This is a genomic window from Phaeobacter italicus (assembly GCF_019801785.1).
Classification (GTDB): Bacteria; Pseudomonadota; Alphaproteobacteria; order Rhodobacterales; family Rhodobacteraceae; genus Phaeobacter; species Phaeobacter italicus.
Genome location: NZ_JAHVIJ010000001.1, coordinates 255755 through 272288, shown reverse-complemented (window position 1 = coordinate 272288; position 16534 = coordinate 255755). Strand labels below are relative to the sequence as shown.

19 protein-coding genes are annotated in these 16534 nt (G+C 61.6%); 17 read left to right on the top strand and 2 right to left on the bottom strand.

All coding sequences use genetic code 11. The features are described from left to right. The first annotated feature begins 178 nt into the window (after positions 1–178). From KUV39_RS01310 to KUV39_RS01230, 17 genes are all read left to right on the top strand, one after another. Positions 179–610, top strand: a complete 432-nt coding sequence (locus tag KUV39_RS01310; RefSeq protein ID WP_008562008.1) for a YHS domain-containing (seleno)protein — start codon at positions 179–181, stop codon at positions 608–610. Between the two features lie 306 nt (positions 611–916). Then, positions 917–1210 carry a DUF1330 domain-containing protein gene (locus KUV39_RS01305; RefSeq protein ID WP_046210062.1) on the top strand — a complete coding sequence of 98 codons (294 nt, stop codon included), beginning with the start codon at positions 917–919 and terminating at the stop codon, positions 1208–1210. A 42-nt stretch (positions 1211–1252) separates the two neighbouring features. Beyond that, the gene (locus KUV39_RS01300) at positions 1253–1765 is read left to right on the top strand and encodes a tellurite resistance TerB family protein (RefSeq protein ID WP_222458725.1); all 513 of its coding nucleotides are present in this window, start codon (positions 1253–1255) and stop codon (positions 1763–1765) included. Then, positions 1762–2202: a tellurite resistance TerB family protein gene (locus KUV39_RS01295; RefSeq protein ID WP_008560818.1), complete on the top strand. Its 441-nt coding sequence runs from the start codon at positions 1762–1764 to the stop codon at positions 2200–2202. The genes KUV39_RS01300 and KUV39_RS01295 overlap by 4 nt, the downstream gene beginning before the upstream one ends. Then, entirely contained in the window at positions 2199–2978 is a 780-nt protein-coding gene (locus tag KUV39_RS01290) for a phosphate/phosphite/phosphonate ABC transporter substrate-binding protein (RefSeq protein ID WP_222458724.1), read from the top strand. The genes KUV39_RS01295 and KUV39_RS01290 overlap by 4 nt, the downstream gene beginning before the upstream one ends. A gap of 249 nt (positions 2979–3227) precedes the next feature. After that, positions 3228–4007: an ABC transporter ATP-binding protein gene (locus KUV39_RS01285; protein ID WP_046210060.1), complete on the top strand. Its 780-nt coding sequence runs from the start codon at positions 3228–3230 to the stop codon at positions 4005–4007. Between the two features lie 36 nt (positions 4008–4043). Further along, the gene (locus tag KUV39_RS01280; RefSeq protein ID WP_222458723.1) at positions 4044–4751 is read left to right on the top strand and encodes a transporter substrate-binding domain-containing protein; all 708 of its coding nucleotides are present in this window, start codon (positions 4044–4046) and stop codon (positions 4749–4751) included. A 111-nt stretch (positions 4752–4862) separates the two neighbouring features. Further along, positions 4863–5744 carry an ABC transporter permease gene (locus tag KUV39_RS01275; protein WP_222459037.1) on the top strand — a complete coding sequence of 294 codons (882 nt, stop codon included), beginning with the start codon at positions 4863–4865 and terminating at the stop codon, positions 5742–5744. After that, complete coding sequence (locus KUV39_RS01270) at positions 5741–6547, top strand: ABC transporter permease (RefSeq protein WP_008560387.1); 807 nt, start codon at positions 5741–5743, stop codon at positions 6545–6547. Before KUV39_RS01275 ends, KUV39_RS01270 begins: the two co-directional genes overlap by 4 nt. 210 nt (positions 6548–6757) lie before the next feature. Continuing rightward, entirely contained in the window at positions 6758–8077 is a 1320-nt protein-coding gene (locus KUV39_RS01265) for a glutamine synthetase family protein (RefSeq protein ID WP_008560326.1), read from the top strand. A gap of 134 nt (positions 8078–8211) precedes the next feature. Then, complete coding sequence (locus tag KUV39_RS01260; RefSeq protein ID WP_222458722.1) at positions 8212–8892, top strand: type 1 glutamine amidotransferase; 681 nt, start codon at positions 8212–8214, stop codon at positions 8890–8892. Further along, positions 8892–10250, top strand: coding sequence for a glutamine synthetase family protein (locus KUV39_RS01255; protein ID WP_222458721.1), 1359 nt, complete (start codon positions 8892–8894; stop codon positions 10248–10250). The genes KUV39_RS01260 and KUV39_RS01255 overlap by 1 nt, the downstream gene beginning before the upstream one ends. Positions 10251–10363: 113 nt before the next feature. After that, positions 10364–11674 (top strand): NAD(P)/FAD-dependent oxidoreductase, encoded by a 1311-nt coding sequence (locus KUV39_RS01250; RefSeq protein ID WP_046210056.1) that lies wholly within the window; start codon positions 10364–10366, stop codon positions 11672–11674. 118 nt (positions 11675–11792) lie between these two features. Then, positions 11793–13013 carry a DegT/DnrJ/EryC1/StrS family aminotransferase gene (locus KUV39_RS01245; RefSeq protein ID WP_222458720.1) on the top strand — a complete coding sequence of 407 codons (1221 nt, stop codon included), beginning with the start codon at positions 11793–11795 and terminating at the stop codon, positions 13011–13013. Positions 13014–13194: 181 nt separating this feature from the next. After that, a complete protein-coding gene (locus KUV39_RS01240) occupies positions 13195–14154 on the top strand; it encodes a nucleoside hydrolase (protein ID WP_222458719.1) in 960 nt (319 codons plus the stop codon). Beyond that, positions 14151–14714 carry a GrpB family protein gene (locus KUV39_RS01235; RefSeq protein ID WP_222458718.1) on the top strand — a complete coding sequence of 188 codons (564 nt, stop codon included), beginning with the start codon at positions 14151–14153 and terminating at the stop codon, positions 14712–14714. Before KUV39_RS01240 ends, KUV39_RS01235 begins: the two co-directional genes overlap by 4 nt. Beyond that, positions 14711–15160: a GNAT family N-acetyltransferase gene (locus tag KUV39_RS01230; protein ID WP_222458717.1), complete on the top strand. Its 450-nt coding sequence runs from the start codon at positions 14711–14713 to the stop codon at positions 15158–15160. Before KUV39_RS01235 ends, KUV39_RS01230 begins: the two co-directional genes overlap by 4 nt. Positions 15161–15679: 519 nt before the next feature. On the opposite strand, the gene KUV39_RS01225 is transcribed toward KUV39_RS01230, so the two are convergent. Beyond that, positions 15680–15892, bottom strand: coding sequence for a hypothetical protein (locus KUV39_RS01225; protein ID WP_037302470.1), 213 nt, complete (start codon positions 15890–15892; stop codon positions 15680–15682). A 133-nt stretch (positions 15893–16025) separates the two neighbouring features. After that, positions 16026–16478 carry an MEKHLA domain-containing protein gene (locus KUV39_RS01220; protein WP_222458716.1) on the bottom strand — a complete coding sequence of 151 codons (453 nt, stop codon included), beginning with the start codon at positions 16476–16478 and terminating at the stop codon, positions 16026–16028. Positions 16479–16534: the final 56 nt, after the last annotated feature.

Genomic DNA, 16534 nt, shown 5'->3' with positions numbered 1-16534 from the left:
CGTGGTGCCAATCCTGCTTGTACACAGGCGAAACGCAGGCGGTCTTTGCGCCTAGGCAAAACTCCTGAAATTACGGTGAGATAACGTTACTTCAGTCTTTGCGAACCTTCGCTAACTTGAGGGCATTCCTGCCGGAACAACCCTGGCAGGTCGGGAAACTGATGGAGGATCCACCCCAATGAAGAAGACCTATTTTGCCGCGATGACCGCCGCCGCAGTAACAGCATTCAGCGCGCCCGCATTTGCCGGGAACACCCTTGGAACAGCATTTGGCGGTTATGATCCCGTGACCTATTCCCAGGGCGCGCCGGAGCACGGCAAGGCAAAATTCTTCCACCTATGGGATGGCGCCCTCTGGACCTTCAGCTCCGAGGAAAATCGCGACACCTTCAAGGCGGATCCAGCGGCCTACGCCCCCCAGTTCGACGCCTATTGCGCATGGGCCGCGTCGCAGGGCTACAAGCGCCCGGGCGATCCGAACGTCACCGAAATGGTCGACGGCAAGCTCTATACCTTCGTGCATGAAGGCGCGCGGGACAAATGGCGTGCAGATGTTGCCAAACACATCGCCGATGGCGAGGCCAACTGGGTCCGCATCGAACCCTTCTGATCGCCCATCACCTCAGAGACCGCAGCGGCCTTCAACGGTCGCTGCTTTTCTTGATGGGGGACGGATGCTTCCTCCCCCTTCATTGATACCGCTACCCCACAGGCCTGCTCCCCAGAGGGCGGGTTGGGCATCAGCCTTGACCGGCAGCTTTGTGCGCAGCCTGCACAAATCCGCCAAGATGCGGCAATTTCTCCATGAAATCTGCAGCATAAGGGGAAAATCCCCGAAATGCAGTCATTGCCTTTGATCGCATTCTGTATCAGCCTGTCGCAAATCACGCCTTTCAGACGCGCAAGGGGAACCACCATGCCCAAAGGTTACTGGGTCGCTCATGTCGATGTGGACGATATGGAGCGCTACAAGGACTACATCGCCGCCAACGCAGCCCCTTTTGCAGAGTTCGGCGCCCGCTTTCTGGTCCGCGGCGGCCCCAAGGAGGTGCGCGAAGGTCAGACCCGCGCCCGCACCGTCGTCATCGAGTTCAAGGATTTCGCCACCGCCAAAGCCTGTTACGACTCGGTGTCCTATCAAGAGGCCAAGGCCCTGCGGGATCCGGTATCGACGGGGGACATGGAAATCGTCGAAGGCTACGGTGGCTAAGGGCCACTTGGTATAGGGGCTGTTCAGGGATAGACTGTTGCCATGCTGAAAAAACTCTTTCAGGTCTTTCGACCACCGCAAACCCCGGCGACGCCCGATCCTGATGCGGAACTGGCGCTTGGCGCGCTGTTGGTGCGTGTCGCACAGTCGGATCGCGATTATCAGCTGGAAGAGATCAGCCTGATCGACCGCATTCTGGCCCGACTGTACCAGCATAACGCCATCGAGGCCGCCAAGGTCCGCGCGGCCTGTGAAAAACTGCACGCTGCCGCGCCCGAAACCGACACCTTTGGCAAGCTGATCCGCGAGACCACTGGGCTGGAGGAACGTCTGGCCGCGCTGGATGCCCTGTGGGAGGTGGTTCTGGCAGACGAACGCGAACACCCCGGCGAAATCCGCATCGTCGAAGATGCCCGCAAGGCCATGGGGCTGTCGCGCAACGACAGCGACAAAGCCCGAAAACGTGCACAAGACAAGCTGCTGGCCGTGCCGGACACCACCGCTGCCTCAGCCATCGCCACAGACGACACCACCCCACAGGAGCCGCAATCATGATCAAGGAACTCCTGGGCAAGTTGCTGGCCCCGGCCCCTGCTCCACTGGACGATCAGGATGCCCGCCTCGCGCTCAGCGCGCTGCTGGTCCGGGTTGGCCGCTCTGATCACAATTACTCTGATGTGGAACGCGACCGCATCGACCGTATTTTGCGCACCCGCTACGGTCTGGATGTGGGCGGGGCCATCCTGTTGCGTGAACAGGCCGAAGCACTGGAGGCAGAGGCCCCCGACACGGTCCGCTTTACCCGCGCAATCAAGGATGCCGTTCCTTACGAAAACCGCATGGGCGTTGTTGAGGCGCTCTGGCAGGTGGTTCTGGCCGATGGTGAACGCGACGCCGCCGAAGACGCGCTGCTGCGACTGTCGACCAACCTTCTGGGCGTCAGCGACGTTGACAGCGCCCGCGCCCGCCAGCGCGCCGAGAAAGCCCTATGATCGCAAGCCTCACGATGTACGAGCGCCCCGAAACCACCGCGGCGCTTGATGCATTGTGGCAGGCCATCCGGGCAGAGCTGAACGACAGCGAGGCGCCTGAGACGCTGACACGGGGCATGGATCTGTGGGAGGTCTGGACCTCCCCCCATCTGCTGCTTGGCCAGACCTGCGGCATGCCGTTTCGCACCCGCCTGTATGACCAGGTGACCCTGGTTGCGACGCTGGATCATGGCATAGCCGAAGCACCGCCCGGGCATTACAACAGCGTCATCGTCACCCATCGCGACAAGGGCACCCCATCGCTGTCGCAGCTGGCAGGTGCGCGATTTGCCTATAACGAGGCGCTGTCGCAGTCAGGTTGGGCCGCGCCCATGCACCATATGCGCGACCTTGGTATCCTGCCAGGAGAGCTGATCGCGACGGGGGCCCATGTGGCCTCTGCCCGTTCCGTGGCCGAGGGGCGCGCCGATTTTGCCGCGCTCGATGCCATGAGCTGGGCGCTGATGCAGGAATATGACGACTTTGCCGGGGATCTGGTTGTGATCGACCGAACCAGGGCAACCCCGGGCCTGCCGCTGATTACAGCGCGCCACCGCGACCCCGCCCCGCTGCGCGCAGCGCTCTCCCGCGCCGTCGACCAGCTCGCAGATGACCATCGCAAAACGCTGCATCTGCGCGGCGTCTGCGACATTCCCGCAGCAGAGTATCTGGCGGTTTCCACCCCTCTTGGTCCCGTGCTGACAGAACAGACCATCCGCCAGTCCGCCGCCCGGTAACGCGAAATCGCGCCACTGCTGCGCGAACCCCGCTTGCCGTTTTCCCCCGCGCTGCTGACGCGCAGGGCCATACCCCCTGCCTCTGCCCCTTTGCGGAGTGACGAGCAAGGCATCAAAATCCGAACAATTCGACCAGTTCACCTGTCAAAATGCCGAATTACGTCCCGCACCAATCGGTTTGCACGTTGCATCCATTCTTTTTTTCGGTCCAATAAGGACCAATTCAACGACAATTGTACGAGAGACACCTTGACCGACACGAGCCCAGTTCTGGAAATCCGCGGCCTGCACAAGTCTTATGGCGAGCTGGAAGTCATCAAGGGCGTCGACATCACCGCCCGTCGCGGCGATGTGGTGTCTCTGATCGGCTCTTCCGGCTCAGGCAAGTCGACGCTCCTGCGGTGCTGCAACCTGCTCGAAGACAGCCAGCAGGGCGACATCCTGTTCAAGGGCGAACCGATCAGCTGGGCCGGCAGCGGCCTGAATCGACGCCCCTCTGACCCCAAACAGGTGCTGCGCATCCGCACCAACCTGTCGATGGTGTTCCAGCAGTTCAATCTCTGGGCCCATATGACCATCCTCGAAAACGTGATGGAGGCCCCGCTGACCGTGTTGGGCCGCGACCGCGACGAGGTGGAAGCCTCTGCGCGCAAATATCTCGACAAGGTTGGCATCGGTGACAAATGCGATGCTTATCCCGCGCAGCTCTCTGGCGGTCAGCAACAGCGCGCGGCCATCGCACGGGCGCTCTGCATGGAGCCCGAGGCACTGCTGTTTGACGAACCGACATCCGCGCTCGACCCTGAGCTGGAGCAGGAAGTGGTCCGCGTCATCAAGGATCTGGCTGCCGAAGGGCGCACCATGATCATCGTGACCCACGACATGAACATGGCCGCAGATGTGTCCAGCCATATCGTTTTCCTGCACAAAGGTCTGATCGAGGAACAAGGCCCGCCAGAAGAGGTGTTCGGAAACACACAATCCGAACGTCTTCGCGGCTTCCTTGCCTCGACGCATCATGGCAAATAACCAAAACCAAAAACCAACCTAAACGGGAGTTATCACATGAAATCTCTTTTCCTCGGCACCGCTGCCCTGGCTCTGACAGCCGGCGTTGCAATGGCAGACACCGTCCGTCTCGGCACCGAAGGCGCCTACCCTCCGTACAACTTCCTCAACGATGCAGGCGAAGTGGACGGTTTTGAGCGCGAGCTGGGCGACGAGCTGTGCAAGCGCGCCGAGCTGGACTGTGAATGGGTCACCAACGACTGGGATTCCATCATCCCCAACCTGCTGTCCGGCAACTACGACACCATCATCGCAGGCATGTCGATCACCGAAGAGCGCAAGGAAGTCGTCAGCTTCACCCAGGGCTACACCCGTCCGTCGCCCTCCGCCTACGCGGCTCTGTCCGATGTTGACGTGAACTCCGCTGTGGTGTCCGCTCAGGCCTCCACCATCCAGTCCTCCCACGTGGCCTCCACCGGTGCGACCCTGGTTGAATTCCCGACTCCGGATGAAACCATCGCAGCCGTGACCGCGGGCGAAGTCGACGCCGTGATGGCCGACAAGGACTTCCTGACCCCGATCGTTGAAGAAACCGACCTGCAGTTCATCGCAGAAGACGTGTTCCTGGGCGACGGCATCGGCATGGCATTCCGCCAGTCCGACGACGAACTGCGCGCCAAGTTCGACGCAGCGATCGACACCATGAAAGCAGACGGTTCGCTGAACGCGCTGCTGGACAAGTGGGAAATCGAAGGCAAGTTCTGAGCCACGGCCAGACCCTGCAAACTATCGAAGGGGGGCTGCGTGCCCCCCTTCACCCTTGACCGGTTTCGCTGTTGCGCCCCTCTCCCGGTCCCAATCTGAAAGAGGTCCGCCATTTTCTCCTTTTGCTCTGACCCGGCCATTCTGGAGGGCATCCAGTGGCTGAGCTGTTACCTGACCACCGGAAAGCACTTTGCTTTCTACATGTCCTTTGGAACGGTTCTGTTGCTGCTGGCCGTCACCGCCCCGGCAGCGTTGCTGTTCGGCTTTGGCGGCGCCATGGCCGCCCGCGCCCGCTTTGCGCCGCTCTCGTGGATCGGCCGCGCCTATATCGCCGTTGTGCGTGGCGTGCCGGATATCGCCTTCTTCCTGTTCTTCGTGATCGCCTTGGATCAGGGCATCGAATTCCTGCGCCACAAGGTGAAATGCCCCGATTGGGACGCACCTGTGCGGCAGGGCAATGATTTTGTCGTCTGCGATATCGCAAAGATGCCGCTGAGCAGCTCGGATCAATGGATCCACGAAGTCTACGGCTTCTCGCTCGCGGTGATCACCTTTGCCATCGTGTTCGGCGCCTTTGCCGCCAACGTCCTGTTCGGTGCGATGCGCGCAGTACCACGCGCCCAGATCGAAACGGCCGAGGCCTACGGCATGACCCACCGCCAGGCGTTCTGGCGCATTCTGGTGCCGCAGATGTGGACCTATGCGCTGCCGGGCCTGTCGAACCTGTGGATGGTTCTGATCAAGGCAACGCCGCTGCTGTTCCTCCTCGGGGTGGAAGATATCGTCTATTGGGCCCGCGAGCTGGGCGGCTCCAAGACGGCACGGTTCACCGACTACCCGCATGGCGACTGGCGGATGTGGTACTTCTTTGGGCTGCTGGTGTTCTATCTGTTGTTCACCAAGGTCTCCGAAGTGGTGCTTGAGCGGATCAGCCGGCGCCTTTCCCACGGTCAGGCAACCCTTGCTGGCGAAGCACAAAGGAAAGCGGCATGAGCTGTCTTCAGACCCTGCAGGATTACGGCCTGCGCTCGCTTGGCTATGGCGAACGGATGCTGCCGCGCACCGATTTCACCCTGTGCGACCAGTTTGTCCTGATCGGTTCCGGCATGATCTGGAACATCTACTTCGGTGCATTGGCCGTCATGGCCGGTTTCGTGATGGCAAACGGCATTGCGCTGGCAAAGAACTCTGCCAACAAACCGATCCGCAAATCCGCCGAATGGTTCATTTTCCTGTTCCGTGGCTCGCCGCTGTTCATCCAGTTCTTCTTTGCCTACTTCCTGTTCCTGCAGCTGAAATCGGTGTCATCTGTCTTTGATCCGTTCTCTGCGGCCTGGCTTGGCGCCCTGATTGTTCTGATCCTGAACACAGCCGCCTACTCGGCAGAGATCTTCTATGGCGCGCTGCGCTCCATTCCCAAGGGCGATATCGAGGCAGCGGATGCCTATGGTCTGTCCGGCTGGACGCGGTTTCGTCGAATCATGTGGCCGACGATGATGCGACTGGCCTGGCCGTCCTACACGAACGAGGCGATCTTTCTGTTCCATGCCACGACGCTGGTGTTCTTCTCCGGCTTCCCGGCCTGGCGCCAGCAGGGCGATGCGCTCTACTACGCGAACTATTTTGCGGACAAGACGTTCAACCCCTTCGTGCCCTACCCGATCCTCGCGTTCTATTTCATTCTGCTGACGCTTTGCATCATCGGGCTGTTTGGCATCATCAACCGCCGCCTGAATGCGCATCTGCCGCAGGAGAAAAAGGCCAAGATGCGGTTGCGGATGAACCTGATCCGCTAAGATCGCACACTTGATCAAAACCTGATCACAAAAGGCGCCCTCTCGGCGCCTTTTTCTTTGCGCCCAGATCCCTGAAACCGCTGCAAAACAAGGCAATCCTCTTAGCCTGATGCGGATACACCAACCGATCAGATCCACTTTTGATCAAATTTCCTTTGCGTCTTGCAAATCCTGCAGTAGAACAGTGGCAACCAATAAGGGAGCCCTCCGATGGATCTGTCGAAACTGCGCACAATCCGCATTGCCGCCTGCGATCTCAATGGCCAGATGCGTGGCAAGCGTATGCCCGTTGGGCTGGCAGACAAGCTGGACGATGGATCAGCCCGCATGCCGATCTCTACCCTGAACGTGGATCTCTGGGGCCGCGATGTGGAAGACAACCCGCTGGTCTTTGAAACCGGAGACGCCGACGGAATCATGCTGCCGACAGACCGGGGTCCGGTGCCGATGCCCTGGCTCACCAGTCCTTCTGCGCTGGTGCCGATGTCGATGTACTGGGAAGATGGCCGTCCCTTCATGGGCGATCCACGCCACGTTCTGTCCCATGTGCTCGCCCGCTATGAGGCGCGCGGCTGGCAGGTCATGGCCGCGACCGAGATGGAGTTCAGCCTGATTGATGACAGCGGTGCCCAGCCTGCCCCCCCCATCGATCCGCTGACAGGGCGCGAACTGGACCAGCAGTCGGTGCTCTCTGTGGCGGAACTTGATGCCTTTGATGCCTTTTTCACCGACCTCTATGCAGGCGCCGACGCGATGGGCATCCCCGCCCAATCCGCAATTTCCGAGGCCGGGCTTGGCCAGTTCGAGATCAACCTCAATCACCAGAACGCCCTGCGCGCTGCGGATGATGCCTGGTTGTTCAAGGCCCTGGTGCGCGGCCTTGCCCGCAAACACGGCTTTGCAGCGACTTTCATGGCAAAACCCTACGCCGAAGAGGCGGGCAACGGGATGCATGTGCATTTTTCGGTGGTCGACAAGGATGGCAACAACATCTTTGATGACGGCACCGAACGGGGCTCTGATCTGTTGCTGAATGCGGTGGCCGGCTGCCTGAATGCGATGCCCGCCAGCACGCTGATCCTTGCCCCCCACGGCAATTCCTATGATCGCCTTGTGCCCGGTGCCCACGCCCCGGTCAGCGCGGCCTGGGCCTATGAAAACCGCACCGCGGCCATCCGCATTCCTGGCGGCAGTCCCAAGGCCCGGCGGATCGAACACCGCGTCGCAGGTGGTGACATCAACCCCTACCTGATGCTTGCTGTTGTCCTTGGTGCCGCGCTTGTCGGCATCGAAGACAACGCCCAGCCACCCGCCCCATCCGAAGGCAACATCTACGACATCCAGGGTTTGCCCCAGCTCGCCCCCAGCTGGCAGGCCGCCGTCGATCTGTTCGACACAGACCCGATGATCGCCCGCATCCTGCCAGACCGCGTCATCCGCAACCTCGTGATGATGAAACGTCAGGAAATCGCCGGATTTGCAGAGCGCCCGGCCGAGACACATTGGCTCTCGTGGCTGGAAGCCGTATGAAGCCCTGTCGGCCAACCCGTCGCCCCCTGTGAACGTCTTTGCGCCGGGGGCCGGGATGCGCCACGGCCTTCCAACGGGTGCTTGCCTGTGCGGGGAGGCTCAGCTAGGCTAAATTTGATCAAATCTGGTGAACCATGAAAATCGGCATTCTGCAAACCGGCCACGCGCCCGAAAACCTGATCGACAGCGCGGGCAATTATGACGAGATGTTCCGGACCCTCCTGGCCGATGGCGGGTTTGAGTTTGAAACCTTCGCCGTCGTGGACAACCAGTTTCCCTCTGGCCCCGAGGCGGCGGATGGGTGGCTCATCACCGGCTCCAAACATGGCGCTTACGAAGACCACGACTGGATCCCGCCGCTCGAGGATCTGATCCGCCAGATCCACGCCCGCAAGCAGCCGCTTGTCGGCATCTGTTTCGGCCATCAGATCATTGCGCAGGCGCTGGGGGGCAAGGTCGAGAAATTCGCTGGCGGCTGGGCCGTCGGCCCGGTGATCTATGAACAGGACGGCAAGCCCCTGCGCCTAAATGCCTGGCATCAGGATCAAGTCACCGCACTGCCCGAGGGGGCGCGCGTGCTGGCCGGAAACGATCACTGCAAGCACGGCATCCTGGCCTATGGCGATCACATCTGGACCGCCCAACCCCACCCCGAATTCGCCAGCAGCTTTGTCGACGGACTGATCGACAGCCGCGGGCGTGGCGTCGTTCCCGACGCATTGCTGGACGCCGCCAAGGACCAGCTCCACCACCCCATCCAATCGGATGAAATCGCAACCTTCCTCAATGCATTTTTCGTGAAAGAGAGGACCTGATGTCAGCCTGGCTCGACACCCTTCCTGAAGCAGCACAATCTTATCTGGAGGGCCGTCGTCTCGACGAGGTTGAATGCGTTATCTCGGACCTGCCGGGCATTGCCCGAGGCAAGGCCGTGCCCGCGTCGAAATTTGCCAAGCAAGACTACTTTCATCTGCCCGACAGCATTTTCTACCAGACGATCACCGGCGATTGGGCCGATGCGGCTGATGAAGACGGCTGGATCGAAAAGGACATGACGCTCAAGCCCGACATGTCCACCGCGACCGCCGCGCCCTGGACCGGTGACTGGACGCTGCAGGTGATCCATGACGCCTATGACCGCGACGACAACCCCGTCCCCTTCAGCCCGCGCAATGTATTGAAACGTGTGGTCGGCCTTTATGAGGCGAAGGGATGGAGACCGGTCGTGGCGCCCGAGATGGAGTTCTTTCTCGTTGCACGCAATATCGACCCCGCCCGCGATATTGAGCCGATGATGGGCCGGTCCGGCCGACCGGCTGCCGCCCGTCAGGCCTATTCTATGACCGCCGTTGATGAATTCGGCCCGGTGATTGACGATATCTACGACTTTGCCGAAGCGCAGGGATTTGAGATCGACGGCATCACCCAGGAGGGCGGCGCAGGCCAGCTGGAAATCAACCTGCGTCACGGCAACCCCGTAAAACTGGCAGACGAAGTATTCTATTTCAAACGCCTGATCCGCGAAGCCGCGCTGCGCCACGATTGTTTTGCCACTTTCATGGCCAAACCGATCGCCGATGAACCCGGCTCTGCCATGCATATCCACCACTCTATTCTGGATACCGAAACCGGAGAGAACATCTTCTCCGGCCCGCAAGGTGGCGAGACGGATGCCTTCTACCACTTTATCGCCGGCCTGCAGAACCATCTGCCCGCGGGTCTGGCGGTGATGGCCCCCTATGTGAACTCCTACCGCCGCTACGTGAAGGATCACGCCGCCCCGATCAATCTGGAATGGGCACGTGACAACCGCACCACCGGCATCCGTGTTCCGCTGTCCGGGCCCGAAGCGCGGCGGGTGGAAAACCGGATCGCCGGCATGGACTGCAACCCATATCTCGGCATCGCGGTCTCTCTTGCCTGCGGCTATCTCGGCCTCATCCAGGAAGAACGCCCCACCCGCCAATTCAAGGGGGACGCCTATGAGGGAGAGGGCGACATCCCGCAGGTGATGGGTCAGGCGCTTGACCTGTTTGAAGAGGCAAAAGCCCTGCACGAGGTGCTCGGCCCGGAGTTCGCCCGCGTCTACAGCTGTGTGAAACGGGCCGAATACGAAGAGTTCCTGCAGGTGATCTCTCCCTGGGAGCGGGAACATCTCTTGCTGAACGTCTGAGACCCCAGTCCAGCGTTGCCCTGCGGGGCGACGCTGGCAGATTTGAGTATTTCTGGAAAGATGACAGGCATATCCGTCCCCCGCGGACGGCATGCCCGGAATTGAGGTGTGCAATGGCGCTGAACCTTCTCTACTCCAATGACCGCAAGGGGCAGTATCCCGCAAGCTGGTATGCTGCCACCGCCACGCCGCTTGCCCCGTTTGCGCCACTGCAGGGCGAGGCAAAGGCCGATGTCTGCATCATCGGCGGCGGCTACACGGGCCTGTCTGCTGCGCTGCATCTGGCAGAGGCGGGCCGCTCGGTGATCCTTCTGGAAGCCAACCGCGTGGGCTTTGGCGCCTCTGGACGCAATGGCGGCCAGTTGGGCAGCGGACAACGCATGGATCAGGAAGGGCTTGAGGGGCTGATGGGGCGCGAGGACGCTGCAAAGCTCTGGCAACTGGGGGAAGAGGCCAAGGATCTGGTCAAATCGCTGATTGCCCGCCATGGCACCGACTGCCATCTGAAACCGGGCGTGGCCTGGACCGGCTCGTCCCCATCAGAAGCCCGCGACCTGCATGACTACGGCCGCTTTCTTGAGGATCGCTATGGCTATGATCAGATCGAGCAGCTGGATGAGGAGGCCTGTTTTGCGCTGTGTCCCTCGCCGGACTACAAAGGCGGCTTTCTTGACCATGGCGCGGCTCATCTCCACCCGTTGAACTATGCGCTCAGCCTTGCGCGCGCGGCAGCGGCAGCCGGTGTCCGGATCTGCGAAACCAGCGAAGTGACCGCAATCGAAGACGGCAGCCCCGTCCTCGTCAAAACCGAACAGGGGCATGTGCGGGCTGACCAGCTGATCCTTGCCTGCAATGGCTATATGGGCGGGCTGAACCGTCAGGTGGCCGCCAAAGTCATGCCGATCAACAACTTCATTGCCGCGACCGAACCGCTGGGTGAAGACACGGCACGCGTCCTGAACCGCGACGTTGCGGTGGCCGATAGCAAATTTGTGGTGAACTACTTCCGTCTCAGCCACGATGGCCGCCTGCTGTTTGGCGGCGGAGAGAGCTATGGCTATCGCTTCCCCTCTGATATCGCCGCCACCGTACGCAAACCCATGAGCCAGATTTTTCCGCATCTGAAGGATGTGAAAATCGACTACGCCTGGGGCGGGACGCTTGCCATCACCATGAAACGGATGCCCTATCTGGCCCGTCTTGCCCCCAATATCCTCAGCGCCTCTGGCTATTCGGGCCACGGCGTTGGCACCGCAACCCACGCCGGTCAGCTGATGGCGTTGGCGTTGCAGGGCGAAAGCGATGGCTTTGACACCATGTCGCGCGTGCCTGCCCCCGCCTTTCCCGGTGGCCCGGCCATGCGCAACCCGCTCCTTGTGCTGGCGATGACCTGGTTTTCGCTGAGGGATCGGCTCGGGATCTAATTCCCCGCAACAGTTCTGTGAAAATCCACGCCGGCGCGGCCATTTCTGGCCGGTTGGCTTTGCATTCTCCTGCCGCTTGTTTTACATTTCCCAAAGGACAACTTCAGGATTTTGAAATATGAGCCAGTCTTCCGTGCAAACCGTTCCGAATGTCCATGAGGCAGAGCCCATCCCCGAGGCCGCGCGCGCAGCCATCGAGGCACTGATGCAATCGGGAGATCTGTTTCGCTACACCGCCCCGCAGGATGCCCCGGTGGCCCTGCTGGAAGCGGAATTCGCCCAGCTTCTGGGCAGCAAATATGCGCTGGCCGTGTCGTCCTGCTCTGCGGCGCTGTTTCTGTCCCTGAAGGCGCTGGACCTGCCGCGCGACGCCCGTGTGCTGATACCGGGCTTTACCTTTGCCGCCGTGCCCTCTTCTGTCGTGCATGCCGACTGCGTGCCCGTCCTGTGCGAGGTCAAGGACAACTACCGCATCGACATGGCCGATTTCGAGACCAAGCTGGATGATGTGCAAGCAGTCATCATCAGCCACATGCGCGGCCACACCTCTGATATGGATGCCATCATGGCGCTGTGCCAGGCCCGCAACATTCCGGTCATCGAAGACGCCGCCCATTCGCTTGGCACCACCTGGCATGGCCGCAACATTGGCACGCTTGGCGCCATCGGCTGCTTTTCCTTCCAGTCCTACAAGATGATCAACGCAGGCGAAGGTGGCATTCTGGTCACCGATGATGCCGATCTGGTGGCCCGTGCCGTCATCATGTCGGGCGCCTACGAACACAACTGGAAAAAACACAAACCCGCGCCGGGGGACAATACCGACGATCTGGCCCAGGCCTTTGCCAAATGGCAGAACCAGCTGCCGCTCTATAACCTGCGGATGAGCAACCTGTCCGCGGCGGTGATCCGCCCGCAGTTGCCGGAACTTGCCCGCCGCGTCCGGGACGGGCTGGAAAACCACGACTATGTCGCCGACCAGCTGAACCAGTCGCCCTATATCACCGTCCCTGCCCCCTTGGCGCCGGAGCAGCGTGCGCCGGATTCGATCCAGTTTAATCTGGTCGGCATGAGCAGCGAAGACATCGCCCGCTTTGCCGCCACATCAGAGGCCAAGGGCGTGAAGGTGCAGATCTTTGGCCTGTCCGAGGACAACGCCCGCGCCTTCTGGAACTGGCAGTTCATGAAAGACGTGCCCGAACTGCCGCAGACCCGTGCCATGCTGATGCAGGCCTGCGATGTGCGCCTGCCTGTGCGACTCAGCAAGGACGAGCTTGACGTGATCGCAGGCGTTCTCCTGTCTGCGATGGAAGAGACGATGGGCGCCGCAGCCGCCTGATCGCAGCCATCCTGTCAACCAGACGCTGAAAACCCATGGCGCGCCTCGGCAGAGGGGCGCCATTTTCATATTCGCCCTCCGGCTCATGAGCGGGGAAATTCCGACCACAGCTGCAGCGACGCTGGACATCCGCCGCCGCCCTTGCGAGGGTCGCGCAATACCCAATCAAGGACCATCCCCCATGAGCGACCAAAGCCAGAGCCGCCCGCGCAAGATCATCATCGACACCGATCCCGGACAGGATGATGCGGTTGCCATTCTCCTGGCGCTTGGTAGCCCGCAAGAGATTGATCTTCTTGGAATTACCTGCGTCGCAGGCAATGTACCCCTGGCGCTGACCCAGACCAATGCCCGCCGCGTCTGCGAGGTTGCGGGCCGCTCTGATGTGGCTGTCCATGCAGGTCGCGATGCCCCGCTGCGCCGCCCGCTGGTCACGGCCGAACATGTCCATGGCAAGACCGGTCTGGACGGGCCAGAGCTGTGGGAGCCCACCATGCCGCTGGCGGAAATCAACGGTGTCGATTTCATCATCGACACCGTGCGCCGCGAACCTGCAGGCACGGTCACGCTTTGTCCTCTTGGTCCTCTCAGCAATATCGCAGCCGCCTTTGAACAGGCGCCAGACATCGTGGAGCGCGTGCAGGAAATCGTTCTGATGGGCGGCGCCTATTTCGAGGTCGGCAACATCACCCCCGCAGCAGAGTTCAACATCTACGTCGACCCCGAAGCCGCCGAGATCGTTCTGACCTCTGGCGTGCCAGTCACCATGATGCCCCTTGATGTGACGCACAAGGCCCTGGCCACGCGCACAAGGATCGAGGCAATCCGCGCCCTCGACACCCGCGTCGGTCATTTCACCGCAGAGATGCTGGATTTCTTCGAACGCTTCGATGTCGAGAAATACGGCTCTGAGGGCGGGCCGTTGCACGACCCCTGTGTCATCGCCTACCTGATCCAGCCAGAGCTGTTTTCGGGGCGCAGGATCAATGTCATGGTCGAAACATCCTCTGACCTGACGCTGGGCATGACCGTTGCAGACTGGTGGGGCGTGACGGACCGTGCGACCAATGCCCTGTTTATCGGCGATGTGGACAGCGATGGGTTTTTCGCACTGATCACCGAACGGCTGGGCCGTCTATGACGCAGATCCACGCCCCCGATCCCGGCTGGCCTGCGCTGTTTGAGCTGGAGGCAACACGCTGGCGCGCGGCGGGCGTGGAGGGGCTGATCGATATCCATCACATCGGCTCGACAGCTGTCGCCGGATTGCCCGCGAAACCGATCATCGACATGCTGCCGGTCTTTTCCAGCACAGAAAGACTGGAGCAGGCCCGCGCCCCGCTAGAGGCCCTGGGCTATGACTGGTTGGGCCCTTATGGCCTGCCCGCGCGGCGGTATTGCCGTCGCGATGACCCGGAAAGCGGCACGCGCCTGTTTCACGCCCACTGCTATGTCATCGGCGCACCCGACATTGACCGCCATCTGGCCTTTCGCGATGCTCTCAGGGGCAATGGCGCGCTGCGGGCGGGTTACAGCGCGGTCAAGGGGCGATGCGCTGCGCTCCATCCCGGCGACGCAGAAGGCTATGGTGCCTGCAAATCCGACTGGATCGCCAAGGTCGAAGCCCGCGCCCTGGCTGATGCCACCCAATTGGGGCAACGCCCTGCCCCCTCCCTATCCGCTGAAAAGGACACGCCATGAGCGCCGCCCTGCACCTTGCCCGCCCCGAAGATCTGGATCGCGTTCTGGATCTCGTCGCTGCCTTTCACAGCGAAATGGGGATCACCACAGATGATGCCACCCGCCGCGCCGGGGTCGAACCTTTGTTGGCGGGTATGCCATATGGCGCGATCTACCTGATTGGCCCGACCCGCGCGCCTGTAGGCTATATCGTCGTCACCTTTAGCTGGTCGGTCGAATTTGGCGGCATGGACGGCTATATCGACGAGCTGTTCATCCGCCCGCCCGTGCGCGGCCGCGGCATCGCGACCGAGGTGCTCTTTGCCCTGCCCCGCACCTTGGCAGAGGCCGGGATCACCGCGCTGCATCTTGAGGTGAGCCAGGAAAACGAAAAGGCCCGCAGCCTCTATGCCCGCGCCCGGTTCCAGCCGAACCCCGATATTCTGGTGATGAGCCGACGCCTCTAACCATCTGGCAAGGATATACTTTTTCGCTTTCACGGTAATTTATCGCGCACTCCGGGAACCACCTGGCACAACGCGCGTTACCCCTTCACATCGGCGGTGGCTGACCAGCATGGCGCCGGCACCCGGACAGGCAGTCTCTCCCTCACGGATCCTGACGATCTGCCCGCATCAAACTGGTCGGCCATCCCGAATGACCGCGCCCTGATTGGCGCAGGAGATTTTCCGCCGCCGCCCCGCATCTCAGGGGCAGGCAGGCGCCGCGTTTTAACAGTTACGCCGTGGGACGGTGGAGCCGCGCAGCCATTCGGTATGGCAGCGCAACGTCGTCGGCAGAAGCCGCGACCCTGACAGCGCGACAGATCTGTCGCCACCGGGCAAAGCCCGGACACGTGCCGCATCAGTCGCCTTTCCGTGGGGGTAAGGCGCGCGGCCAGGCCGGGGCATGGGGGCCCCGCCGATCAGCCAGGTCGCCTGCGCCTTCAGGTGCTTTTGCGCGGGCGACCTGCTGCAGATTTCAGATCAAAAGCCGACCATTCCCATCGTGCCGCCGGTCATTGACAGCTGGTGCACCGGATCACTGGCCGACACCGCAAGCCCCGACAACGGGTAATGCGCCGTGTCCGCACAGCCTGCAACAATTGCCAGAACCCCAAGCGCCGCAACCACATAGACCGCGTGCAAGGCCTGCCCGGACAGATCGCGAGCAGATGCACAAGGATCCAGATATGCCATGATATTTCCCCCTCCTGTGCCAGCACCACCACCGTGGCACCTGTGGTCAGGATAGGGGCCGCCTCCTCACGTGTCTGTGAGCGGGATCACACAGATCGGCCGTACCACAGCCGCGCAGACCTGCGCTGCCCCGTCAAAGCGGCAGATAGTCCCGAAAGGTCGCCGCCTCGCCGCGCAGCACCCCATCAGCGTCCACCAGACGCCAGATCACGGCCTCGCGGATCTCAAACCGTTTGCCCGTCGCGCTGATCCGGACACCGGCATAGTTCTCGATACATCCCTTTTCACGCATCTGCGCAAACATCGCATCGCGCTGGCCCCGATGGCCGGGCTCTGCCGTCAACCGCGAAGGCATGGACGTCAACTGCGGCCAATCCATCTCCCACAGCGCCTGCGCCGCAAGATTGCCGTAGGTCAGCACCGGATCGGCCGCCGTGTCATGCGACAGCACCGGAAAAGGCGCATGATAAAGCCGCCGCGCATCCGCCCCCGGCAACAGCGCCCGCCCGGTCGCCGCCTCAAAGGAGGCCATCAGCAAGGCCGCATGCGCCGACTGAAACTCATTGTCCGAGGATGGTTCGTTCATATCGCGCTCCTGTGTGTTGGCATCCCCGCTCTACACCGCGGATACGATAAAAGCCC

Bases quoted from the DNA above. Each gene is read 5' to 3' on its own strand.
- KUV39_RS01310 (WP_008562008.1), top strand. From the start codon at position 179: ATGAAGAAGACCTATTTTGCCGCGATGACCGCCGCCGCAGTAACAGCA.
- KUV39_RS01305 (WP_046210062.1), top strand. From the start codon at position 917: ATGCCCAAAGGTTACTGGGTCGCTCATGTCGATGTGGACGATATGGAG.
- KUV39_RS01300 (WP_222458725.1), top strand. From the start codon at position 1,253: ATGCTGAAAAAACTCTTTCAGGTCTTTCGACCACCGCAAACCCCGGCG.
- KUV39_RS01295 (WP_008560818.1), top strand. From the start codon at position 1,762: ATGATCAAGGAACTCCTGGGCAAGTTGCTGGCCCCGGCCCCTGCTCCA.
- KUV39_RS01290 (WP_222458724.1), top strand. From the start codon at position 2,199: ATGATCGCAAGCCTCACGATGTACGAGCGCCCCGAAACCACCGCGGCG.
- KUV39_RS01280 (WP_222458723.1), top strand. From the start codon at position 4,044: ATGAAATCTCTTTTCCTCGGCACCGCTGCCCTGGCTCTGACAGCCGGC.
- KUV39_RS01270 (WP_008560387.1), top strand. From the start codon at position 5,741: ATGAGCTGTCTTCAGACCCTGCAGGATTACGGCCTGCGCTCGCTTGGC.
- KUV39_RS01265 (WP_008560326.1), top strand. From the start codon at position 6,758: ATGGATCTGTCGAAACTGCGCACAATCCGCATTGCCGCCTGCGATCTC.
- KUV39_RS01260 (WP_222458722.1), top strand. From the start codon at position 8,212: ATGAAAATCGGCATTCTGCAAACCGGCCACGCGCCCGAAAACCTGATC.
- KUV39_RS01255 (WP_222458721.1), top strand. From the start codon at position 8,892: ATGTCAGCCTGGCTCGACACCCTTCCTGAAGCAGCACAATCTTATCTG.
- KUV39_RS01250 (WP_046210056.1), top strand. From the start codon at position 10,364: ATGGCGCTGAACCTTCTCTACTCCAATGACCGCAAGGGGCAGTATCCC.
- KUV39_RS01245 (WP_222458720.1), top strand. From the start codon at position 11,793: ATGAGCCAGTCTTCCGTGCAAACCGTTCCGAATGTCCATGAGGCAGAG.
- KUV39_RS01240 (WP_222458719.1), top strand. From the start codon at position 13,195: ATGAGCGACCAAAGCCAGAGCCGCCCGCGCAAGATCATCATCGACACC.
- KUV39_RS01235 (WP_222458718.1), top strand. From the start codon at position 14,151: ATGACGCAGATCCACGCCCCCGATCCCGGCTGGCCTGCGCTGTTTGAG.
- KUV39_RS01230 (WP_222458717.1), top strand. From the start codon at position 14,711: ATGAGCGCCGCCCTGCACCTTGCCCGCCCCGAAGATCTGGATCGCGTT.
- KUV39_RS01225 (WP_037302470.1), bottom strand. From the start codon at position 15,892: ATGGCATATCTGGATCCTTGTGCATCTGCTCGCGATCTGTCCGGGCAG.
- KUV39_RS01220 (WP_222458716.1), bottom strand. From the start codon at position 16,478: ATGAACGAACCATCCTCGGACAATGAGTTTCAGTCGGCGCATGCGGCC.